General features: G+C 38.5%; 26 protein-coding genes and 1 other annotated feature. Of the genes, 20 read left to right on the top strand and 6 right to left on the bottom strand.

Annotated elements, in window-relative coordinates; translation table 11 throughout:
* Window positions 1–53 precede the first annotated feature (53 nt).
* Complete coding sequence (locus tag AB9L17_RS23345) at window positions 54–1,247, top strand: GTP-binding protein (protein ID WP_375199845.1); 1,194 nt, start codon at window positions 54–56, stop codon at window positions 1,245–1,247.
* Between the two features lie 24 nt (window positions 1,248–1,271).
* Here the strand turns inward: AB9L17_RS23345 and AB9L17_RS23340 are convergent, their stop codons facing one another.
* Together AB9L17_RS23340 and AB9L17_RS23335 are read right to left on the bottom strand one after the other, a co-directional pair.
* A complete protein-coding gene (locus AB9L17_RS23340) occupies window positions 1,272–1,814 on the bottom strand; it encodes an isoprenylcysteine carboxyl methyltransferase family protein (protein ID WP_375199844.1) in 543 nt (180 codons plus the stop codon).
* A gap of 1 nt (window position 1,815) precedes the next feature.
* Window positions 1,816–2,898, bottom strand: a complete 1,083-nt coding sequence (locus AB9L17_RS23335) for a type III polyketide synthase (protein WP_375199843.1) — start codon at window positions 2,896–2,898, stop codon at window positions 1,816–1,818.
* 371 nt (window positions 2,899–3,269) lie between these two features.
* Between AB9L17_RS23335 and rsgA the strand changes: the two genes are divergently transcribed.
* The 4 genes from rsgA to metG all read left to right on the top strand — a co-directional run bounded on the left by rsgA (window position 3,270) and on the right by metG (window position 7,989).
* Window positions 3,270–4,346 (top strand): ribosome small subunit-dependent GTPase A, encoded by a 1,077-nt coding sequence (gene rsgA, locus AB9L17_RS23330; RefSeq protein ID WP_068984974.1) that lies wholly within the window; start codon window positions 3,270–3,272, stop codon window positions 4,344–4,346.
* A gap of 163 nt (window positions 4,347–4,509) precedes the next feature.
* Complete coding sequence (gene fosM / locus AB9L17_RS23325; protein WP_375199842.1) at window positions 4,510–4,935, top strand: FosM family fosfomycin resistance protein; 426 nt, start codon at window positions 4,510–4,512, stop codon at window positions 4,933–4,935.
* Window positions 4,936–4,989: 54 nt separating this feature from the next.
* Window positions 4,990–5,637 (top strand): HAD hydrolase-like protein, encoded by a 648-nt coding sequence (locus AB9L17_RS23320; RefSeq protein ID WP_375199841.1) that lies wholly within the window; start codon window positions 4,990–4,992, stop codon window positions 5,635–5,637.
* A gap of 717 nt (window positions 5,638–6,354) precedes the next feature.
* The gene (metG, locus tag AB9L17_RS23315; RefSeq protein WP_375199840.1) at window positions 6,355–7,989 is read left to right on the top strand and encodes a methionine--tRNA ligase; all 1,635 of its coding nucleotides are present in this window, start codon (window positions 6,355–6,357) and stop codon (window positions 7,987–7,989) included.
* Window positions 7,990–8,057: 68 nt separating this feature from the next.
* Here metG and AB9L17_RS23310 read toward each other — a convergent pair whose 3' ends face one another.
* Window positions 8,058–9,629, bottom strand: a complete 1,572-nt coding sequence (locus AB9L17_RS23310; RefSeq protein WP_223554032.1) for a 2-isopropylmalate synthase — start codon at window positions 9,627–9,629, stop codon at window positions 8,058–8,060.
* A 127-nt stretch (window positions 9,630–9,756) separates the two neighbouring features.
* Window positions 9,757–9,994, bottom strand: a binding site (T-box leader).
* 218 nt (window positions 9,995–10,212) lie between these two features.
* On the opposite strand from AB9L17_RS23310, the gene AB9L17_RS23305 reads away from it, so the two are divergent.
* Both AB9L17_RS23305 and AB9L17_RS23300 read left to right on the top strand, forming a co-directional pair.
* Entirely contained in the window at window positions 10,213–10,695 is a 483-nt protein-coding gene (locus AB9L17_RS23305) for a hypothetical protein (protein ID WP_375199839.1), read from the top strand.
* Between the two features lie 84 nt (window positions 10,696–10,779).
* Window positions 10,780–11,529 (top strand): HAD-IIB family hydrolase, encoded by a 750-nt coding sequence (locus AB9L17_RS23300; protein WP_375199838.1) that lies wholly within the window; start codon window positions 10,780–10,782, stop codon window positions 11,527–11,529.
* Between the two features lie 357 nt (window positions 11,530–11,886).
* Here AB9L17_RS23300 and AB9L17_RS23295 read toward each other — a convergent pair whose 3' ends face one another.
* Window positions 11,887–13,581 (bottom strand): methyl-accepting chemotaxis protein, encoded by a 1,695-nt coding sequence (locus AB9L17_RS23295; protein ID WP_375199837.1) that lies wholly within the window; start codon window positions 13,579–13,581, stop codon window positions 11,887–11,889.
* 314 nt (window positions 13,582–13,895) lie between these two features.
* Here AB9L17_RS23295 and AB9L17_RS23290 point away from each other — a divergent pair, with 314 nt between their 5' ends.
* The 5 genes from AB9L17_RS23290 (at window position 13,896) to AB9L17_RS23270 (ending at window position 17,181) form a co-directional block, all read left to right on the top strand.
* Window positions 13,896–14,390 (top strand): DUF1648 domain-containing protein, encoded by a 495-nt coding sequence (locus AB9L17_RS23290; protein WP_068984966.1) that lies wholly within the window; start codon window positions 13,896–13,898, stop codon window positions 14,388–14,390.
* A 105-nt stretch (window positions 14,391–14,495) separates the two neighbouring features.
* Complete coding sequence (locus AB9L17_RS23285; RefSeq protein ID WP_375199836.1) at window positions 14,496–15,152, top strand: YdeI/OmpD-associated family protein; 657 nt, start codon at window positions 14,496–14,498, stop codon at window positions 15,150–15,152.
* Window positions 15,153–15,296: 144 nt separating this feature from the next.
* Complete coding sequence (locus AB9L17_RS23280; RefSeq protein WP_068984964.1) at window positions 15,297–15,734, top strand: DUF1801 domain-containing protein; 438 nt, start codon at window positions 15,297–15,299, stop codon at window positions 15,732–15,734.
* Window positions 15,731–16,108, top strand: coding sequence for a VOC family protein (locus AB9L17_RS23275; RefSeq protein ID WP_068984963.1), 378 nt, complete (start codon window positions 15,731–15,733; stop codon window positions 16,106–16,108). Before AB9L17_RS23280 ends, AB9L17_RS23275 begins: the two co-directional genes overlap by 4 nt.
* Window positions 16,109–16,200: 92 nt before the next feature.
* On the top strand, window positions 16,201–17,181 hold the full coding sequence (locus tag AB9L17_RS23270; protein WP_068984962.1) for a GNAT family N-acetyltransferase: 981 nt from the start codon (window positions 16,201–16,203) through the stop codon (window positions 17,179–17,181).
* Between the two features lie 40 nt (window positions 17,182–17,221).
* On the opposite strand, the gene AB9L17_RS23265 is transcribed toward AB9L17_RS23270, so the two are convergent.
* Window positions 17,222–17,659: an Rrf2 family transcriptional regulator gene (locus AB9L17_RS23265; protein WP_068984961.1), complete on the bottom strand. Its 438-nt coding sequence runs from the start codon at window positions 17,657–17,659 to the stop codon at window positions 17,222–17,224.
* Window positions 17,660–17,849: 190 nt separating this feature from the next.
* Between AB9L17_RS23265 and hmpA the strand changes: the two genes are divergently transcribed.
* Complete coding sequence (gene hmpA, locus AB9L17_RS23260) at window positions 17,850–19,016, top strand: NO-inducible flavohemoprotein (protein ID WP_223554018.1); 1,167 nt, start codon at window positions 17,850–17,852, stop codon at window positions 19,014–19,016.
* Between the two features lie 18 nt (window positions 19,017–19,034).
* Here hmpA and AB9L17_RS23255 read toward each other — a convergent pair whose 3' ends face one another.
* Entirely contained in the window at window positions 19,035–19,196 is a 162-nt protein-coding gene (locus tag AB9L17_RS23255; protein ID WP_375199835.1) for a hypothetical protein, read from the bottom strand.
* An 85-nt stretch (window positions 19,197–19,281) separates the two neighbouring features.
* On the opposite strand from AB9L17_RS23255, the gene AB9L17_RS23250 reads away from it, so the two are divergent.
* From AB9L17_RS23250 to AB9L17_RS23220, 7 genes are all read left to right on the top strand, one after another.
* Entirely contained in the window at window positions 19,282–19,542 is a 261-nt protein-coding gene (locus tag AB9L17_RS23250; protein ID WP_375199834.1) for a metal-sensitive transcriptional regulator, read from the top strand.
* A gap of 94 nt (window positions 19,543–19,636) precedes the next feature.
* Window positions 19,637–19,927 (top strand): rhodanese-like domain-containing protein, encoded by a 291-nt coding sequence (locus tag AB9L17_RS23245; protein WP_375200830.1) that lies wholly within the window; start codon window positions 19,637–19,639, stop codon window positions 19,925–19,927.
* 12 nt (window positions 19,928–19,939) lie between these two features.
* Window positions 19,940–20,236 (top strand): rhodanese-like domain-containing protein, encoded by a 297-nt coding sequence (locus tag AB9L17_RS23240; RefSeq protein WP_375199833.1) that lies wholly within the window; start codon window positions 19,940–19,942, stop codon window positions 20,234–20,236.
* Window positions 20,237–20,307: 71 nt separating this feature from the next.
* Entirely contained in the window at window positions 20,308–20,862 is a 555-nt protein-coding gene (locus tag AB9L17_RS23235; protein ID WP_223554011.1) for a sulfurtransferase TusA family protein, read from the top strand.
* A 13-nt stretch (window positions 20,863–20,875) separates the two neighbouring features.
* Window positions 20,876–21,271 (top strand): DsrE/DsrF/DrsH-like family protein, encoded by a 396-nt coding sequence (locus AB9L17_RS23230; protein ID WP_223554009.1) that lies wholly within the window; start codon window positions 20,876–20,878, stop codon window positions 21,269–21,271.
* 74 nt (window positions 21,272–21,345) lie between these two features.
* Complete coding sequence (locus AB9L17_RS23225; RefSeq protein ID WP_223554008.1) at window positions 21,346–22,473, top strand: MBL fold metallo-hydrolase; 1,128 nt, start codon at window positions 21,346–21,348, stop codon at window positions 22,471–22,473.
* Window positions 22,474–22,563: 90 nt separating this feature from the next.
* Window positions 22,564–22,791 carry a sulfurtransferase TusA family protein gene (locus AB9L17_RS23220; RefSeq protein ID WP_068984953.1) on the top strand — a complete coding sequence of 76 codons (228 nt, stop codon included), beginning with the start codon at window positions 22,564–22,566 and terminating at the stop codon, window positions 22,789–22,791.
* Window positions 22,792–22,849: the final 58 nt, after the last annotated feature.

Raw genomic sequence — 22,849 nt, 5'->3', positions numbered from 1 at the left:
GTTTTAATTACAAACTATAAATAGTAATGATTACGATTTGAGGAGTTGTAAAAATGGTAAAGAAAATTCCTGTTACAGTTTTAAGTGGTTATTTAGGTTCTGGTAAAACAACGATGATGAATCATGTTCTACAAAATGAAAAGGATATGCGTGTGGCTGTAATCGTCAATGATATGAGTGACATTAATATTGATGCAGAGCTAATCGCAAATGGAAGCGGCATTTCACGAACAGAGGAAAAATTTGTGGAGTTATCGAATGGTTGTATTTGCTGCACGTTGCGTGAGGATTTGTTGCTGGAAGTGGAACGTCTCGCCAAGCTTGGTACTATTGATTACATTTTAATTGAATCGACAGGGATTAGTGAGCCAATACCCGTTGCCCAAACGTTTAGCTATTTAGACGAGGAGCTTGGTATTGATTTAACAAAGTTTTGCCAGCTTGATACGATGGTGACTGTTGTCGATGCGAATCGTTTTTGGCACGATTACCAATCAGGTGAAAGTCTTTTAGAGCGTAAGGAGGCAGTAGGTGAATTAGATGAGCGGGATGTTGCCGACTTACTCATCGACCAAATTGAGTTTTGTGATGTCCTTATATTAAACAAATGTGATTTAGTATCAGTGGACGAGCTTGAAAGATTAGAGCGTATTTTGCGCGCTTTACAACCTGAAGCTAGGCTAATTCGTACAGTTAATGGTGTCATAGAGCCAACTGAAATTTTAAATACTGGGCACTTTGACTTTGAAAGGGTATCTGAATCTGCTGGTTGGTTAAAGGAATTAGAGCTAGGTCATGAAAATCATACACCAGAAACAGAGGAGTACGGTATTTCTTCTTTCACCTATAAGCGTAGTAGACCATTTCATCCAATGCGTTTTGTAGAATGGTGTGATCATATGCCAGAATCGATTGTTAGAGCAAAGGGGATTATTTGGAGTGCGAAACATCAAGATGTTGCATTATTACTATCACAGGCAGGCTCATCGGCAAAAATAGAACCCGTTTCTTATTGGGTAGCCGCTTTGCCAAAGGAACAGCAGCAAGATGTTTTCTTGCAGAGCCCTGAGGTACTAGAAGATTGGGATGAAAAATTCGGAGATCGGATGACCCAGCTTGTGCTCATTGGGATTAATCTAGAGAAAGAATCGATTATAAAAGAATTGGACAAATGTTTATTAACGGAAGATGAGTTTAAGAAACCGTGGGAGAGTTTACAAGATCCATTCAATTGGGAATGGCATTAACGAAAAAAACAAAGAAGATTTCGGCTAGGATTCCGAAGTCTTCTTTTGAAATACATGATTATAGTTCGTAGCATCACGCAAAGCTTTTTCCTCAATTGGAATGCGTACTGATAATATTGTCATATTTAAAAGTGTAAAGCAAAATGCCGTAAAATATGCTTGAAACATTAAAGGTAGAAGAAGAATTTCCAAACAAACAACTGCGTAATTTGGGTGGCGCATAAATGTATAAGGCCCTTTCTTTACCACCTCTGCGTTAGGTAGAATCAATATTTTGGTGTTCCAAAAAGTTCCTAGTGATCGAATACACCAAATACGCAATGCTTGCACGATCACAAACAAAAAGAACAATAACGGAAATAAGGGCGATAAACCAGTGTCATTAGTAATTACTTCAACAATTAAAAAGAGGAAAAAACTAATGTGCATCGTAACCATATATGAATAATGAGAGGCACCCACTTCATAGGCACCTTGTGAAAGCATCCATTTTTCATTGCGTTTTGCAATTGAAACTTCTGTCAATCTTTGTAGAATGACGAGAAATAAAATAATGTAGAAAATCATGCTACTCCCTCCATTTAAGTAATATAGCTTCAGCACAGAAGCCAGGGCCGAGAGCGACTAGCAGGGCAGTATCTTCCACCTGTCCTTCATTTAACATAAATTGCTCCAATACATATAGCACCGTAGGAGATGACATATTTCCGTGAAATTTCAATATTTCCCGAGAAATATCAGTTTTTTTGGAAGCTAGGTACAAAGTATCCTCATAAGCCTTTAACACTTTTTTACCGCCAGGATGTGCAATGAAATGGTTAAGCTGTTCACTGTATAGCTCATGTTCCAATAAAAATTGTTCAATGAATGGCCCGAACCATTTGGTGATGATGGCAGGAATACTTTTCTGAAAAACGACATGTAGACCATTATTTTTAATATTCCACCCCATCACATTTTCGGAATCAGGCATCCATTTAGATCCAGTCCCGATAATAGCAGGTACTGATTTTTTTACTGTAATTTCCGCCTCATCTCCACAGACAAGTATGCATGCGGCTCCATCTGCAAAAAGAGAGGCGCCGATTAAATTACTTTTTGAAAAATCATTGGGCTGAAAGGTTAGACTACAAAGCTCGACACAAACGACTAGAACTTTTGCTTCTGGATGGGCACGACAAAAATCATAGGCTCTACTAATGCCGGCCGCACCACCAGCGCAACCAAGTCCCCAGAGTGGAATACGTTTAAGTCTGTCTGAAAAAGGAAGTTTATTCATAACTCGGGCATCAATACTTGGAGTTGAAATGCCGGTGCTACTCACGAAAATAATGGCATCAATATCTTTAGGAGAAATTGGTGTTTCTAAAAACGCTTCATTTTGTAAACAGGCTTGAATGACCTCAACACTATATTGTGTAGCTAGCTCAATATATAAATTGTTACGTTCCTCAAAGGAATGATCCGTACGATGCCATTCTGGCGGCACACAAAAATGACGTGTTTCAATACCACCATTCTCAAAAACTTTTAAATAGCGCTCTAATTTAGGGATTTTTGCATGAAACAGCTCCTTCGTTAGCCCCTCCGCGTTTGTCTGTTGTAATGTGTATGGTGGTTGGTATGTACTGATAGAAGTGATTTTTGACAATTCAACATCTCCTTCGCAAATAGTGGTCTAGTTTATTGTATGCAATGGAGGAGGGGATACATGCTTGTAAGATTGTAATTGACATTTTAGGAAAATTCCGATATATTAAAAACAACTAATATCGGAAGTAGGTGATGTGACATGATGAATAGATCCGTTTTTAACGAACTGCAATTCGGTTTGTTCAATTTCACACGCCTAAAATATATAAATTAACCACGCAGTGTATTTAAATCACAATGGTGGTGATTTGTATATTCTCTTAAATGTGCCTGTGAATCTTGTAACTGCCGAATTGCGCAGAGACAAGGTTTTTTTATGTTTTTTATCAATTGATGACAAATGATATGCACATTTAGGAGGAAAACAAATTGAATTTAACAACTTTAGGATTTTCAACATATTTTGAAGAGCAAATGACTGGATTTAAACAGGAGGCTAAGTTAGCGAATTGTGTGCCGGCAAGGGTAACTTTAGAGCATAAGCATTCCTATCGTGTACTCGCTGAAGAAGGAGAGTGGCTAGCGACGATTGCTGGACATTACGCGTATACATCATTGGCACGTGAGGATTTCCCAGCAGTGGGAGATTGGGTGCTAGTTGAGAAAATGCCAGGTGAGGAAAAGGCGATTATTCATAAATTATTTACACGAAAATCAGTCTTCTCCCGCAAGGTCGCAGGGCTGGAAATACAAGAGCAGATTGTAGCGTCAAATGTTGATATTGTGCTGTTAGTTATGAGCTTAAATGCAGACTTTAATATTCGTCGTTTAGAACGCTATTTAGTAGCTGCTTGGGATTCTGGTGCAAAGCCGGTTGTTGTATTGACGAAGGCCGATTTATGTGAAGATATTTCTAGTATGATACGTGAGGTTGAGTCTGTAGCGTTCGGCGTGGATGTTTTTGTCACTAGCGCTTTGTCGGGTGAGGGCTTAGCAGATATTCGCGCGCTATTTACAGAAGGCGTGACAGGTGCTTTGCTCGGCTCTTCTGGTGCAGGGAAATCCACATTGACAAATGCTCTAAGTGGTGAGGACTTTATGAAGGTTGCGGGTATTCGTGAAGATGATGCAAAGGGGCGCCACACAACAACACATCGTGAGTTAGTTGTATTGCCGAGTGGGGGCTGTTTAATCGATACACCTGGAATGCGAGAGCTACAATTATGGGATCAGGGTGATAGTTTATCCTCTAGCTTTAAGGATATCGAGGAACTTTCGGCAGCCTGTCATTATCGGGATTGCACACATCAAAAGGAGCCACATTGTGCTGTACAGCAAGCGATTACAGATGGTGTGCTGGAACAATCGCGTCTCCAAAGCTATTTTAAGCTACAGAAAGAGCTTGCCTTTATTGAACGAAAAACAAATGCGCAGGCAAAACTAACTGAGCAACGCAAATGGAAGCAAATCTCGAAAGGCTTAAAGAAAGGTAAAAAATCAAAATAAATGACTCTTGATCTAAGAACGAGCGAGTTATCAGCGATATTGAAGGTTTTATCAGCGCAGATAGTAATTTATCAGCGGTGGGATAGGATTTATCATCGATTTTAAACAGTTTATCAGCGATAATCACACTTCTATCAGCGATTTCAAAGTTAGGGGCACAGGCATGACAATCCAAAACATTAACCATTTATTATTTTCGGTGTCAAATCTAGAGGAATCCATTGCATTCTATGAAAAAGTTTTTGACGCAAAGTTATTGGTGAAGGGGAGCAGTACAGCCTATTTTGATGTAAATGGGCTGTGGCTTGCTCTTAATGTAGAAAAGGATATTCCACGCGATGAAATACATCAATCCTATACTCATATCGCATTTTCTATCCATGAGGATGATTTTGACAAAATGTATGAAAAGCTAATCCAACATAATGTCAACGTTCTAGAAGGTAGACAAAGAGATGTAAGAGATAAAAAGTCGATTTATTTCACAGATCCAGACGGTCATAAATTCGAATTCCATACAGGGACTTTACAGGATCGATTGGATTACTATAAGAAGGAAAAAACGCATATGGAGTTTTTTGATGTCTAATAGTTGAAACACTCCTTCTAATAAATACGTTGATACTATAGAAGGGGTGTTTTTATGAAAAAAGCGATTATTTTTGATATGGATGGTACTTTATTTCAAACAAATCTAATATTAGAGCCTGCGCTATCAGCAACATTCGATGTATTGCGTGCAAAGGGCTTGTGGCAGGGAGATACACCGCTAGAGAAGTACCGAGAAATTATGGGTGTTCCATTATCTGTTGTGTGGGAAACGTTATGTCCTATGCATACGTTAGAGACACGTGAAGAGAGCAATGCATTATTCCATGTTAAGCTGATTGAACAAATACGTAATCACCAGGGCGCACTGTATCCAAATGCAGAGCAAACACTTGAGGCTTTGGCAGAAAACTTTCATTTATTCATAGCAAGTAATGGACAAACTGAGTATTTACAAGCAATAGTAGAAACTTATCAATTACAGCGTTTTATTAAAGGTACATATAGCATTCAGTCTATTTCGAGTGGCCATAAATCTGATTTGGCCAAAAAGGTCATCGAGGAAAATGCTATTCAAAGTGGAGCAGTTGTAGGGGATCGTTCCTCTGATATTCAGGCAGCTCATGACAATCAGTTACTCTCAGTTGGAGTACGTTTCGACTTTGCACAAGAAACGGAATTAGAAAAAGCAGACATCGTCATAAATAATTTAAATGAGTTACTCTATTTAAAACTAGGATAAAATTTTATCGACTACATTTTCTATTTTACCGCCCAACTTTTTCATTTTATCGAGAACTATGAATAGTTTATCGAACGTTTTCAGTCATTTATCGACATTCATTGCAATTCATAAGGGAAAATAGTAAAATGATACCAATCTATAGTGAAAGCGTTGAGAAGGAAAAGTAAATTGGGTAAGCGTTAAATAGAGAGCCTCTGTTGGTGGAAATGAGGTAAATGACCCCTTTTGAAAATGACCTTTGAGCTTCGTACCGAAAGCAAGTTTGTGAGTAGATTACGACGAGATGGGCACTCGTTACAACAGCGGCAGTATCTCTCACTTCTTCCAGCAGGTGTCTAAACACCCGCTGGAAGAAGTTCAAGCCTCCGGCGGATGTCACGGAATCGGAAAGGAGTTCTTAGGGGATGTTAGCCTAAGATCATCGCATCCATGCGATAACGGCTAAATGACCTGCATCGTGCAGGCCTAAGCACAAAGCCGATTCCGGACGCAATTATGCCGAGGCATAATTGATTAAATAAAATGAGACGCACTGATGGAGGCAAATAGTGTGAGCTATTTGTAAATATAGGTGGTAACACGGGTATACTCGTCCTAATCAATTTTGATTAGGGCGTTTTTTTATACACTTTTTTAGGTATGTTGATTAGATAAAAATGGTTAATCAACACACCTTACACTTTTTTATAATTTTTTCGAGGGGAGCAAGTTAGGATGACGATTGTTATTGGAGGGGCATGGCCATATGCAAATGGTTCATTGCATTTAGGGCATGTTGCCGCATTATTACCAGGTGATATTTTGGCTAGATATTACCGACAAAAGGGCGAGAAGGTTTTATATGTTTCAGGTAGTGACTGTAATGGTACCCCGATTTCGATTCGGGCTGCACAGGAAAACACGACAACGGAGGCTATTGCTAATCATTACCACGAGGAGTTTACGCAATGCTTTAATGATTTAGGATTTACGTATGATTTGTATACGAGAACAGACGCTAAGCACCATCATGAATCTGTTCAGACAATTTTTTTACAACTACTAGCAAACAATTTTTTATATAGAAAGAAAATTGAACAAGCCTATTGTGAAACGGATAATCAGTTTTTACCGGACCGATTTGTAGAGGGGGTATGTCCAAACTGTGGTGCGAAGGCACGAGGTGACCAATGTGATCATTGCGCTACAATTTTAGATCCGCTCGATTTAATTGATAAACGCTGCAAAATTTGTGGGAATGAGCCAATAATCAAGGAGACAGAGCATTTTTATTTTGCATTTAGTCAGTTTCAAGGGAGGCTCGAAACTTATTTAGCAGAAGCAAAGGCAGAGAAACGTTGGCGAGACAACGCTATAGGTTTAACGGAGCGTTACTTAGCAGAAGGGGTTCCAGACCGCGCTGTAACGAGGGATTTGCCAAATGGAATAGATGTACCAGTACCAGGCTTTGAAGGCAAAAAAATATATGTGTGGATTGAAGCAGTAGCAGGTTACTTCACAGCAAGTATCGAATGGGCAAAGCAACATCAAATAGCTATTGAAGATTTATGGAATGAAGAAACGATTTCGTATTATGTGCATGGGAAGGATAATATCCCGTTCCATACAGTTATTTGGCCGGCCATTCTAATGGGAATCGGAGCAAAGGCTTTACCTTCACATATTGTATCCAATGAATATTTAACATTAGAAAAACGAAAATTATCGACGAGCCAAAACTGGGCGGTATGGGTGCCGTATATTTTAAGTCGTTATGATGCAGATTCTATTCGTTATTTTTTAACCATGAACGCACCTGAAAACCGTGATACTGATTTTTCTTGGCGAGAATTTATTTATAGTCATAACGGTGAGTTACTTGGCGCTTATGGTAATTTTGTTAATCGTACATTGAAGTTTTTAGAGAAATCATTCGATAGTAAAGTTCCTCATGCAGAGGTAGATGGTACTATTCAAAAGCACACGACTCAGCTGTTTCATGATGTTGGGGCACATATTGAAGCGGGTCATTTTAAACAATCTTTAGAGGCTATTTTTGAATATATTCGTGCAGCTAATCGCTATTTTGACGAGCAACAGCCATGGCTACAGGTGAAGGACAATGTGGAAGCTGGGAATCAGACACTTGCAACATGTGTTTATATAATTGCTAATCTAGGTCAGCTACTCCATCCATTCTTACCGTTTTCAGCTGAGAAAGTGAGAAAAATGTTAGGCATAGATGAAGTGAAGTGGCGTGAGCAAGTAGAATTGCCAGAAAGCATTAGTGAAGTGACACCACTGTTTGAACGTCTTAATGTTGAATTGATTGAAGAGGAATATCAAAAGTTAGTGGAAGGCAGTCGATAGGAAAAATACGAAAGCAGTATGACTCAATAATGTCATACTGCTTTTAACTTCTTTCCGAAGGTAATTATTTAGTTCATAACAGGCGTTAATTTAGCAACCACAATGCTATTGATGGCATTAATATAAGCTAGCGCACTGGCTTTTAAAATATCTGTATCTGCAGCTTTTGCGATATACTTTTCGCCTTCGTGCTCGATTGTAATTTTTACTTTACCAAGCGCTTCTTTACCACGAGAAACACTATTGATATTATATTCCACAAGTTTTACATCAATGTTTGTAATTTCTGCGATAGCTGAATAAAGGGCGTCGATTGGACCTGAGCCAACTGCACTTGCTTTATATACCTCGTCACCTTTACGAACTTTTACACTGGCTGAAGGGAAGCTCGCGTTGCTGACGACTTGTAAATCATCGAAATTAAAGAATTGATCGCTATAATGAGTGGCATTCGCATTGTTTGCGTCATGTTTTTCATAGTAGCTTTCCACAATAACGTATAAATCGTGATCGTAAACTTCTTTCTTCGCATCCGCAAGCTTCAGGAAGCCTTCGAAGATCCCTTCAAATTCATCGGTCGACAGGTTTGAGAAGCCAAGTTTTTCAAGGGCATTTTTCACTGCGTGACGCCCCGAGCGAGCTGTAAGAACCAGCTCCATATCGTCAAGACCTACATCTTCTGGATGAACAATTTCATAAGCATCACGTGATTTAAGAAGACCGTCCTGATGGATACCAGATGAATGTGCAAAGGCATTATCTCCAGTAATGGCTTTGTTTACTTGCACGTCTAGACCCATAAAGCTAGAAACAAGACGTGATGTATTCATAATCTCTCTTGTGTTGATACGTGTCTCAGCATTGTACACAGAGCTACGTGTTTTTAGCGCCATTACAACTTCTTCTAAGGCCGCATTACCTGCACGTTCGCCAATGCCGTTAATTGTACATTCTACTTTGTCAGCGCCATTTTTAATTGCAGCAAGTGTGTTAGCAGTTGCCATACCAAGATCGTTATGACAATGAACACTTAGTAAAACACTATCGTTTAAATTTTTCATGCGATCATTTAGTTTATAAATCATGGCCCCAAATTCTTCTGGCTCTGCAAAGCCGACTGTGTCAGGTACATTAATCATTGTTGCACCAGCCTTCATAACGGCTTCAATCGTTTTCCAAAGATACTCGAAATCTGAACGAGATGCGTCTTCTGTTGAATATTGGACTTGCGGTAGAAGTGTTTTTGCATACTTTACGGCATCCACGCCAATTTGTAGAATTTGATCTTTGGACTTGCTAAATTTTTTCTCAACATGAATATCAGAAGTACCAAGTACCATATGAATCATAGGATTTTCAGCGTATTTTACAGCGTTATAAACAGCATCAATATCTGACTTTACAGCACGTGCTAAAGCAGTAATCATTATGTCACTTGTATTACCAACTCTTTGTGCAACAGCTTTGACTGCATCAAAATCACCTTGTGATGAAGCAGGGAAACCGGCTTCGATAATATCGACGCCTAATTTTTTGAGTTGCTGTGCTATCTCTACCTTTTCGTATAAATTCAGTTTTGCACCTGGCACTTGCTCGCCATCACGTAAAGTTGTATCAAACACCCAAATTTTTCTTCCCATTTTCAAACACTCCTTTTGTAGTAGTTGTTATTATATTGATCATGTCTCAGCCTTGCGCAATAGAGACGAAATCTACACCTAGGCCAATGGATTTTTACAAAAATAAAAAAACCCGTCTCTATAAAAATATAGAGACGAGTTTATGCTCGCGGTACCACTCTAATTGACCCTCTCTTTACAGAGAAAGTCCCCTTATCGACAGCCATTACTGTCTATCCCGTTAACGGAGGAAACCGACATCCCTTACTTAAGGTTCGGGGAGTAGCTCATGGACGAGTTCAAAATGTGTGTCTATCGGTTTGCACCAACCACCGACTCTCTACAAGTACACTTGCATTTCTACTATTTCCAATCTTGGCCTACAATGTGTTGTTGAAAGCAATATTACTTGGATATCGCGTGAATGTCAATAATATTCTAAAAATTATTTTTTTTCTGTCTTGTCGTAATGGGGCAACAATTTATTATAAAGTTAATCATTTGATAGTAATAAAAAACCCCCTTATTTATGACTTATCTCCGGAATTTGGGGATGGTGTTGTTAAATCGTATGCCATGTATATAGGTTGATTGGAGTGGAGACTTGGCGACTCCTTGGGGATCAGCGAATAGAGGAACGAAGGCTAAAAGCATCACGTCCTGTGATAACGCCTTCGTGACCAACATCCTTTTGGCCCAAGCGGCTCATCGGACGCCCCCAGGAAGCTCTGCTCTGCGCAAAAGCGAAGCGACAGCAACAAGGTTTTATCTGTGCGAAAGCGAAGCGACAGTAACAAGGTTTTATCTGTGCGAAAGCGAAGCGACAGCAACAAGGTTTTATCTGTGCGAAAGCGAAGCGACAGCAACAAGGTTTTATCTGTGCGAAAGCGAAGCGACAGCAACAATGTTTTATCTGCGCGAAAGCGAAGCGACAGCAACAAGGTTTTATCTGTGCGAAAGCGAAGCGACAGCAACAAGGTTTTATCTGTGCGAAAGCGAAGCGACAGCAACAAGGTTTTATCTGTGCGAAAGCGAAGCGACAGCAACAAAGCGCCCAGCCGGAACGGAAATCAATCCCACGTTATGATAATAATCAATATTTTTCGCAATAAATGTAAAAATTTATGAGATAATATTTAGGTAATTAACAGTTTAGAAAGAAGGTGTGACTATGAAATTTGTATTTGATTTAGACGGTACGATTTGTTTTAAGGGACAACCATTAAGTGAGGGAATTACTAGTACTCTAGAAGCTTGTATAGAGAATGGGCATGAAATCATCTTTGCATCAGCTCGTCCAATTCGTGATTTATTGCCGGTATTACCTGAAACAATGCGTCAATTTCCAATGGTCGGGGGAAATGGGGCATTTGTTGCACGAAATGGCGAAACACTTGAGGTAACAGCATTTGAGGCAGAAATAGTAGAAGCGATTCAAAACATTATTTCAGCATACCAACTGCTGTATTTAGTAGATGGTGATTGGGATTATGCATATACAGGTAGTGAGGCACATCCAATTTATCAAAATTTAGATCCGTTAAAGCTTGCAAGAAAAGTAGCGTTACAGGACCTTAAGGATATAGTGAAAATTGTATTATTTCCTGGAGAGCATCTAAATGAACTATTAGTAGAGTTAAAGAAGTTACCAATCTCGATATATGAACATACATCAGAAAATATTGTAGATATGAGCCCAAATGGCATAGATAAATGGAATGGTTTAACGAAGCTAGGTATTGCTGAACGTGATTTCATTGCATTTGGTAATGACGCGAATGATGCGTCTATGTTTGTAAAGGCCAAAGAAAGTGTTTGTGTAGGTGAGCATAAAGTGCGTGAGCTTGCGTCCTTACAAGTATCAAGTGAGGAAGCAGCAGTAATTGAAATGCTACAAACGTTAAGTGAAAAGTACAAATAAGCGGCTTTTCCTAAGCGGATTCCTTGGCACCTGAACAGTTGATGGGCGCATCTTCCCGTAGTATCTCAATGGTGTATCAAGTTGGTTTCGTAATTGAGCATGAAATGACATAAGAAGTAGATAAAAATAATATAGAAGGGAGAGGCATCATATTTCCTCTCCCTTTTTAGAGAAAAAACAAGATAGATTAATCAAGTTTCTTAGAGTTCATTTGAATTATCAAATTATGCTTGAATACCTGAAAAAATGGATTTTAACAGTTTTGAAATTAATGCTATTATTTCGTTAATAAATTTAGGTTAAGGTCGTTAATGTTAAGCTTTGCTGAAAGGGGAGTTTCACCTACTCTTATCATTTTTACTCCACCTTAAAACGTGAAACCTGTGTTTGTAATTCTTCGGCCATGTTTGATAATGTAGCAGCAGAAGCGGCAACTTCTTCAATAGTTGCTAGTTGTTCTTCAGAAGCAGAAGCTACATTTTGTAGATTTGAAGAGGACGTTTGTGCAATGATTGCAATTTCATCGAAGGATGCATAAATTTGCTCAGCACTTGATGACATTTCTTCAGAAACTGTCGTTGCCTCTTGAATTTGATTGGATACTTGTGCGATCAGGTCAACGATTTTTGAAAAGCCTTCTTCAGCCACGTTTACAACTTGCATACCTATTTGAACCTCTTGTGTTCCATTATCCATTACGGTAACTGCACGATTTGTCTCTCGTTGTATTTCTGAAATCAGACTGGCAATTTGTTCAGCAGATTGCTTGGATTGATCCGCTAATTTCTTTACTTCTTCGGCAACTACAGCAAAGCCACGACCGTGTTCCCCTGCGCGAGCTGCTTCAATTGCAGCATTCAGTGCTAGTAAATTTGTTTGCTCCGCGATATCCGTAATGAGGCCAATAATATTTCCGATTTCAACGGAATGATTTCCTAAATTTTTCACAACGCTAGCAGATTCTAAAACTGCTGAATTAATTGTGTCCATCTGTGCAATCACACGGTGTAGTGATTCATTCCCTTTGTAAGCTTCTGTATTTGTTTCTATAGCCAGTTCAGAAACGGCAGCTGTGGTTGTAGCTAATTGTTGAATGCCTTTTGTCATATTTTTCATAGCCTCTGAGCTCTCAGTAGCATTTTTGCCTTGAGCTTCGGAGCCACTTGCAACTTCTTGTATGGAGGAAGTAATTTGTTCTGTTGCTTGGATTGTTTGCTCGGCACTTGCGGTTAACTCAGCAGCAGAGCCACTTACCTGCACGGTGTTATGACGTACATTTGTAATAAGATCCTTTAAATTTAGCGCCATTTGATTAAAGGCAAGCGCTAAATCACCCACTTCATCTCGATTTTTTATGTGAATTTGTTCAGCTGTTAAATCGCCCTCAGCAATCTTTTTAGCAGTCTTTGCCATACCTTTAATAGGGCGGGAAATAAGTCTTCCTATGACAATAGCAATGATCAGACTAAGGACAACAGCAAACACGCCAAGAATAATCATTTGGGATTTAATGGCTTCTATCTCTTTTGATGTAGCAGCGATATTCCCTGCTATATATTCTTCTTGATAGTCGGCAAGGTTTTCTACGCGTTCGTCAAATTGTTTAATAATAAGGCGGCCTTGTGTGCTATCCAGTTTTTCATATTTCTCTGTTTCTCCGGCAGCCCTTAATGAAAACATGCGATCTGCGAACCGTTGGACATCTTGCTCACTTTTATGGATAGCCTCTAATAATTCAATAGATTTTTTAGAATCGAATGATGCCATTAATTCATCATATTTCTTTTTAAATTCTTCACGTGACTCTGTATTACTTTGAAGATTGTGTTTATCCCCAAGTAATAGATAACCCCTCATACTTACAATTTCTTGTTTAGCAATCACTTGTAGTTCTTGAATACTAAGAGATTTAGTTGTTTGTTCTTCGAGTAACAAACGATTCGTCTCGTTTACGGAATTAAGTTGTTTGATATTTAATCCGATTGTGCCGACCAACACTAAAATAACAATAAAAAAAGCGAGTATTAATTTCTTATAGATTGTAAATCGCATAGTTGTAGTTCCCTTTCTCAGTAATTTAGTAGAAATGTTACAAAAATTTGAAATATGTATATATACCATTTATATCAGATTATATGAATTTTACAAAGTATTATGAGTATTTTCACATTGATCAATAGTATCAAAAAAGGAAGTAGGTTGTAGTTAGAATAATAAAAAAAGCAGAATAAATTGCCGTTTTACTGTTAGTGGAAGCGGATAATTACCGATAAAACATTTTTAATTATGACAATTTTCGTAAATTTGAAACTTGATAAGCGATAGCAACGTAGAATGAATAAAGAAGTAAGCGGGGGTGTGGGAAGATGTATAGACCTATTTTAAAATTACCAAAAACAAAATATGAAAAGATATGGGACTGTATTGGTGGCGGGTTATTTGTGCTATCCATTTTTTATATTTTTGTCATGTGGGGCAAATTACCTAAAGAGATTCCAGGTCATTTTAATGGTGCAGGAGAAGTTGATCGTTGGGGCTCAAAAATAGAATTATTCATACTTCCGTTTATCGGAATTTTTCTATGGATTTTCCTAGGTTTACTCGAAAAAGCCCCGCATATGCATAATTACCCAGCGCGCTTAAACGAAAGAAATGTAGAGGCATTTTATTTGAATAGCCGCAAAATGTTAAACGAATTAAAAAACTTCTGCCTAATTTTATTTGCAGCTATATCATTCCAAATGGTGCGTATTTCTCTAGGAGAGGCAGCGTCTCTAGGGTGGTGGTTCCTACCAATAGTGCTGATTGGAACAGCTATTCCGATTATTAAAGGAATAGTGGCCACTATAAAAATAAAGTAAATCTCAAACGCTCGAGAAAATGTTCGAGCGTTTTTTGGTGCGAAAATTTCACTAAATCAGCTATACTATCAAAACCAAGAGGAAAATTAGAAGAGGGCCAAAGCTATGCAAAAGAAATTTAAACTTAAGGATGGATTATCCATTGCAATTCATCATCAGCCACAGGATTTGATACTAGAGGGGGTTTCTCAATCAGGGGAAATGCCATATGATCGTATTATTGCTTTTGTGTTTAATATTGACGAAATGGTAACGTACTTACAAAATGCATTAGAGTTAAACACGCTCATAGAACAGGGCTATTTATTTTTTGTTTATCCGAAAAAGGGAAATAAGAAATATGAACAGTTCATCCATCGGGATGAGATTTTCCCGGCTATTCAAGTGGACGATGAAAAATATATTGTAGGCAGTGATTATAAATTTGCAAGTCTTATGTCGTTAGATGAGACGTTCTCTATATTGAGCATCAAGAAAGATGGCAAGGGGCGAGGTAAGAAAAAAACAGCCAGTAGTCAGTGCGTAAGTGACTATGAAAGTATGGTTCCTCCATTGCGTAATTCACTTGCAGAACATCCAGATGATTTAGCATTTTACGATGGATTAACACCAGGCTATCAAAAGGACTGGGCTCGTTATATTTATAGTGCGAAAAAGGAAGAAACACAGGTAGCACGCTTGGGGGAAATGCGTGAAATTATAAGATTAGGCTACAAAACAAAGGAATTGTATCGTAAGGCAAAAGCAGAGGGTAAGGCGTAAATGACGAATGGTCTTTAGGATGTTTGAGGTGACCTATTGACGATGCTAAATTCAATGTAAATTGGTCATCCTATCATTTAATTTATCGCGTAGTGTGAAGGTTCATCAGGTAGCACTAATACTATGTTGAAGAGAGGGCAGAGTATGAAAAACACATATATTGAACAAGTAGATGAAAAATGGCGAGAGAGTTTTGCCAAACTTGTGGATGTGGTCGAAAGTAACTTACCAGAAGGTTTTGAAGAAAGTATGAATTATGACATGATCAGCTACGTTGTCCCTTTATCAACGTATCCGAAGGGTTATCATTGTACACCGAATACTCCGTTACCCTTTATAAGCCTAGCTACACAAAAACGTCATATTGCGGTTTATCATATGGGTATTTATTCAGATCCAGCGTTGCTCTCCTGGTTCCAAGAGGAATATGCCAAACGAGTACCAACAAAGCTCAATATGGGGAAAAGTTGTATTCGTTTTACAAGCACTAAAACTATTCCGTATGAATTAATTGGAGAGCTTGTTTCAAAAATGACACCAGCACAATGGATTTCAAAATACGAGGGAGAGATTAATAAATGAAAAGTGCCACTACATTTTTAATGTTTCAGGGACAAGCCGATGAAGCTATTCAGCAGTATCAACAGTGGTTTTCTGATTTACAGATAGAAAGCTTAACTTATATGGAAAACTCACAACAGGTTGCAATGGCTGTTCTTCATTTAAAAGGTTTGAAAATTATGGTCAATGATAGTGTGATAAAGCATAACTTTACATTTACGCCGTCAACATCTATTTATGTGGAATGTGAGTCTGCTGAAGAAATCGGCAGTCTTGTAGCTCAAGTTTTAGAAGGTGGACAGGCGTTAATGCCACTTGATAATTATGGATTTTCTAAGCAATTTGCCTGGGTTCAGGATCGCTTCGGTGTGTCCTGGCAGCTAACGTATAATTGAACTGAATAATAACTTAACTTCATATGCCGGTAGAGGATGATACAAAAAATCCGATGCAATAAGGCGAAATTACGGTAAAAGGAGAATAGAATATGACAGTAACTTTAGTAAGACACGATATAAAATATGCTGAAGCAATGCATGCGTTGTCTTCCATGCCACAGGTTCGAGATGCACTAGGGTTACCTGTTGGCAAAGTTGAAGATACGATTAACTTTATTAAACGTGAATGTGTGGACGAAGAGGCTGGAAAGACAGTCCCTCGTGTTGTTTTAGATGAAGAAGGACAACTTATTGGTGTGACGGCGTTAATGTTTATTGATCACAATAAAAAGAGTTGTCATATTGGTTCATGGCTTGGCTATGAATTTTGGGGAAAAGGCTACAATCTCCAATCTAAAATGGCCATTTTAGATATAGCATTTTTTGAGTTAGGGCTAGAGCGTGTTTTTGCAGGCGCTAGAATGGTCAATATTCGCTCGCAAAAGGCACAGGAGAAGTTGCCTTTTATTCAATTAGGAGTAGAAAAGGATTTTCCTGAGGAGCATTCATGGTTAGAGGTTAAAGAAAAGCAGCCGTGTGTTTTAAATGTTTTTGAGCGCGAAGATTTTGTTCGATATCGCACAGCCTTAAAGAAAGTGGAAGGTGTACGGGAAGACTATGTACCACAATTATTATTAGCTGATGAAAGTGAAGTCGCTGTTCGAGAATATTTAAATGATGGTGAATTATATGAGATTAAATGTGGCGAGCAGTTAGCGGGTGTAGCGTTACTTCTTGAACAGTCTGATACGACAGTTGAGTTAAAAAATATTGCGATTGTACCGAAGTATCAAGGTAAAGGGCTTGGGAAAGAAGCACTACGACATATAACAACAGTTTGTCGATCTCAGGGATATAAAACGATAATAGTTGGAACTGCAAATTCTAGTATTGATAATATTGCCTTCTATCAAAAAGCTGGTTTTCGTATGGAAGCAATTGAAAAAGATTTTTTCAGTAATTACCCAGAGCCAATCTATGAAAATGGAATTCGTGCACTAGATATGATTTTCTTTTCTAAGGCATTATAATAAAGAAATACCCGTCCAACTTTGAGTTGTGCGGGTATTTTTATTCGCCAAGCAACAGTGCCATCAACTTCTCTTTCGAATGTAAAAAATCATCAAGTGTATAGCGATCTAGGACGGCTAAATAGGCTTGTAGTGCTTCATATAATACGCCTTTTAGCTGACATTCTGGTGCAATTTTACATAGATTATTTTCTTTATCAAAGCATTCGACAAGATGAAAATCCTCTTCTGTATGACGTACTATTTCACCAATTGTGATAGTTGTTGGATCAATTGCTAGACGTATACCGCCACCGCGCCCACGAATCGTTTCAATATAGCCTAATAACCCAAGTTGGTGTGTCACCTTCATTAAGTGGTTTTTCGATATATTATAAGCATCCGAAATTTCTTGGATCGTTGATAATTGGCCTTCATCCTTCGCACCCAAATATATGAGTGTTCGAAGAGAATAATCTGTGTATAAAGTTAAGCGCATAAGAACACCCTACTTTCTATAGTTCAAAATAATTATAGCATTTTTACATTGAAGTATAATAAATTCAATACTTTTTTAAAGATGTATTTATAATACATCAATTATGTCTATTTTGTTAAAGATGTATTTTATATATTGCTTTAACGTGTTGATAGCGTTATATTGTAATCACGAAAGGGTGGTAAGCGATATGTTAAAACAAGAAACAGTTCAAATTATTAAAGCAACAGTTCCTGTATTAGAGGTTCATGGTGTAGAGATTACGAAGACGTTTTACAGAAATATGTTTCAAGCTCATCCGGAATTATTAAATATTTTTAACCATACAAACCAAGAAAAAGGTCGTCAGCAAACAGCGTTAGCAAACACAGTTTATGCTGCTGCAGTTCATATTGAAAATTTAGAAGCTATTTTACCGGCAGTTATGTTAATTGCTCATAAACACCGTAGTCTAGGTATTTTACCTGAGCACTATCCAATTGTTGGAGAAAACTTATTGAAAGCAATTAAAGAAGTGCTTGGTGATGCGGCAACAGACGACATCATTAATGCTTGGGCTGAAGCATATGGTGTCATTGCAGATATCTTTATTCAAGTAGAAGAAGAGCTCTATCAAAAAGCTGAGGGTAATGGTGGATGGCGTTTATTTAAACCATTGAAAGTGGCGAAAAAAGTAGTAGAAAGTGATCTTGTCACATCTATTTACTTTGAAAATGAAGATGGTTCTCCTCTACCAGCGTATGAGCCAGGTCAATACATCAGTATCCGTGTGAAAGTACCAGGCGAAGAGTATTTATTGAACCGTCAATATACACTTTCACAAGCGAGTGCAAAAGAGGGCTATCGCATTTCAGTGAAGCGTGAAAGCGATCATACACCAAATGGTAAAGTATCAAACTTTATTCACGACGTATTACAAGTTGGAGATTTAGTAGATGTAAGTGCTCCAGGAGGGCTATTTGTTTTAGAAGAAACTGCTGCTCCAATTACATTTGTTAGCGGCGGTATCGGTGTAACACCATTAAACAGTATGTTGCAATCATTGAAAGATGATGCAGCTAATGAAGTGAACTTTATCCAATGTGCGCGCAATGAAAAAGTAGTAGCATTTAGTGATGATATTCAAGGGAAAGTGAATGCACTACCAAATGCAACTTATACAGCGTTATATTCAGATGAAGATAAACTGATCACAACAGAATTATTAGCTGAAAAAGTAGCCAATAATACAGATGTTTACGTTTGTGGACCTGTTGGTTTTATGGAAGCAGTTATTAAAAAGTTACATGAAATTGGCGTGAAAGACGAAAAAATTCATTATGAATTCTTTGGTCCGGCAATGCAGCTAGCAAAATAATAATAATGGATTTCCCTGTTATGAGTAACGGCTCATGGCAGGGATTTTTTTTGGTGGGGATGTTGAGCGACGGATAGAAGTGGCAAGGTGACGGATAGAATCTTCAGAGCGGATAGAGGTAGCGGAGCGACAGATAGAACAAGAACTCTCCAGATCGTGCGCTTCAAAAAGTCCGAGCATTCATGTTGACAATATACCTAATGGGGTATATTATAAATCTCGTAAGCGAGTGCAATCAATCGTTTTGAAAGGGGGCGTGAACGGTATGGCTTACGGTATAAAAACAGCTAATCGAGTGAAGCGTATAGAAGGTCAACTGCGTGGTGTCTTACGCATGATGGAAGAAGAAAAAAACTGCAAAGATGTGATTACACAGCTAACTGCCGTGCGTTCTGCGGTTGATCGGACTATTGGAGTTATTGTTAGTGAAAATTTATTGGATTGTGTAACGACTGCTGAAGGGGATGCTGAAAAAATGAATGAAGTCATCCGGGAGGCAATGGATCTAGTCGTGAAAAGTAGATAAATTTTATATACCCTAAATAGTATAAGAGAGGAGGCAATACTACTTGGAAACATGGGTGATACTTGCTGTTGTAATAGCATTCTTCGTGTGGAGAATGAAGCCAACGAAAGGGGTAAAGACAATTTCAGCGGCACAATTGAAAAATATACTGAATGACAAGGATAAAGTTTTTATCGATGTACGCACGCCGGCCGAATATAAGGGGCGAAACATCCCGCAATTCAAAAATATTCCTCTCGGTTCTAGCTTTGACAAATTACCAAAGGATAAAGAGATCATTGTCATCTGCCAAAGTGGCATGCGTAGTAGTCAGGCTTGTAAGCGATTGAAAAAACAGGGTTTTGAGCGTGTAACAAATGTCCGTGGTGGCATGAGCGCATATTAGGAGGAGAATAGCATGAAAGAGATTTCAGCAAAGGAAGTACAACAAGTTATAGAACAAGGTCGGGCATTAAATTTAATTGACGTACGTGAATTAGACGAAGTGGAGTCAGGACATATTCCGGGTATCATTCATGTTCCACTAGGCTTACTTGAATTTCGGATGCATGAGCTGAATAAAAATGAACCATATGTTATAGTCTGTCGATCTGGTAGTCGCAGTGGTAATGCTACTCGATTTTTAGAAAGCCAAGGTTTTGATGTATCTAATATGGTAGGTGGTATGCTCGCTTGGGAAGGTGAAGTAAAGTAAGGGAATCTGTAGCGTTTGCTATATTTTTTTAGTAAAAATAATACCCATATAGGTATGAAGGGGCGGAAGTTATGAGTATTAAGGTGGATTTTCAGCTGGATGCCAAAGGTTTTTCTTGTCCGATGCCGATTGTTAAAACAAAGAAGATGATGGCTGAGTTAGTGGATGGTCAAATTCTAGAGGTGTTAGCAACAGATAAAGGTTCAAAAGCGGATCTTACTGCATGGGCTGAAACTGTGGGTCACCAATATATTGGGACAGTGGAAGAGGAAAATGTGCTTAAGCATTACATTCGTAAATGTTCAAATGACATGTTGGATGAAAAAACGTTTGAACACACAATTGATTTAGAGCAAGTCACGAAAAGAGAAGGGTTAATTCTTGATGTGCGTGAGGAGGTAGAATTTGCTTTTGGTCATATTGAGGGAGCAAAGTCTATACCGATGGGGGAGCTGGAGGTACGCCTTTCTGAGCTAGATAAAGAGCAAGAGATTTATATTATTTGTCGAACTGGGAAGCGCAGTGATTTAGCTGCACAAAGGCTCTCGGCACATGGCTTTGCGAAGGTATATAACGTTTTGCCAGGTATGACATCCTGGAAGGGTACTTTAATAAAAAACATTTAGGAGGAATTTTATTATGTCAAATAAAGTAGCGATAATTGCAAGTAACGGTGGTCTTTTTGATGCGTATAAGGTGTTTAATATTGCAACGGCGGCGGCAGCTTCAGAGAAAGAAGTGGCTATTTTCTTCACATTCGAAGGGTTGAATTTAATTCATAAACAAGGAATGTATGCATTGCCGATGCCTGCAGGGGCGGAGCATTATGCAGAAGGGTTTGCGAAAGCCAATGTACCAGCAATTCCGCAATTAGTAGAAATGGCACAGGAATTAGGTGTGAAATTTATCGCGTGTCAAATGACGATGGATGTAATGGGTTTAACGACAGAGGATTTTATTGATGGTATCGAAGTTGGGGGAGCGGTGACATTCTTGGAGTTTGCTAAAGATGCAGCACCATCATTAACATTCTAATTTAACTTCTTTTAGCGGGTATCCAAACACCCGCTAAAAAAATCAACAGAATAATACTGCAGGGGGTAAGTGAAGTGTCAGTTCTAAAATGGAGCGCAGCCCAAGTGGCGGAAAAGGTAATTAACAATGAAGAGTTATTTATTTTAGATGTTCGAAATGCAGATGCATTCGAAGATTGGAAAATTGATGGGCGTAAATTTGAGTATCTTAATATTCCGTATTTTGAGCTTTTAGATGGTGTCGAGGATATTTTACCGGAGATTCCAACGGATAAAGATGTGTTAGTCGTTTGTGCGAAAGAAGGTTCATCGATGATGGTAGCTGAGATGCTATCAGAAGCAGGACGTACAGTTGCTTATTTAGCAGGTGGAATGAAAACGTGGAGTGAATATTTAGAACCGATTAAAGTAGGGGATTTAACAGGTGGTGGTGAGCTTTATCAATTTGTTCGTTTAGGGAAGGGTTGTCTTTCTTATATGGTCATCTCTGGTGGCGAAGCGGCTATTATCGATGCTGTGCGTTTTACAGACGCATTCACAAGCTTTGCAGATGATAAAAACGTAAAAATTAAATATGTATTTGATACACATTTGCATGCGGATCATATATCTGGTGGACGCCATATCGCAGCTGCAACTGGTGCAACGTATTATTTACCGCCAAAAGATGCAGAAGAGGTTGTGTTTGACTATGCACCTTTAATTGATGGAACAACTGTCCAAATTGGCGCATCCCAAATTGATGTAGGAGCGATTTATTCACCTGGTCATACAATTGGTTCAACGTCATTCGTTGTGGACAACAAGTATTTATTAACCGGAGATATTTTATTTATTGATTCAATTGGACGCCCTGATTTAGCGGGTCTTGCTGAAGATTGGGTGGGTGATTTGCGTGAAACACTTTACAAGCGATATAGAGAATTATCGGATGAACTGATTGTTTTACCAGCTCATTTTATGATTATTGATGAATTAAATGGAGATGGGACTGTTGCAAAACGTCTCGGGCAATTATTTGTAGAAAATCACGGTTTAAATATTGAAGATGCAGTTAATTTCCGTAGCATTGTGACAGATCATTTGCCTCCGCAGCCAAATGCCTATCAAGAAATTCGTCAAGTAAATATGGGGAAGCTGACCCCTGCGCAAGATGAGCAAACAGAGATGGAAATTGGTCCGAATCGCTGTGCAGTTCGATAATATGCTATATCCTATTTTTGTAAAGTTGTGTGAAAACAATTAGAACCGGCAAAATGGTTTACAACCTTTGCTGTTCCAAAGGAGAAAAATATGAAATCAAACTTACATTTAGATGCAAAGGGCTTATCTTGTCCAATGCCTATAGTGAAAACAAAAAAAGCTATCGATACATTGGCTTCAGGTGAAATTTTAGAGGTTCAAGTAACAGATAAGGGATCTTTGGCGGATATTCCTGCTTGGGCAAAAGCTGGCGGTCATGCAATTTTAGATAAATGTGAAGAAGCTGGTGTCATTACATTCTTTATTCAAAAAGCTTAAGGCTAGTGAGGGTTGTTTCTTCGGTTTGAAGTTTAGAACAACCCTCCTTTCATTTGAT

Origin of the sequence: Lysinibacillus sp. RS11 (assembly GCF_042019215.1) — a bacterium.
Taxonomy (GTDB): Bacteria; Bacillota; Bacilli; order Bacillales_A; family Planococcaceae; genus Lysinibacillus; species Lysinibacillus xylanilyticus_A.
Note: the sequence above shows the minus strand (reverse complement) of the source record. Positions and strands in the feature narration are given on the sequence as shown.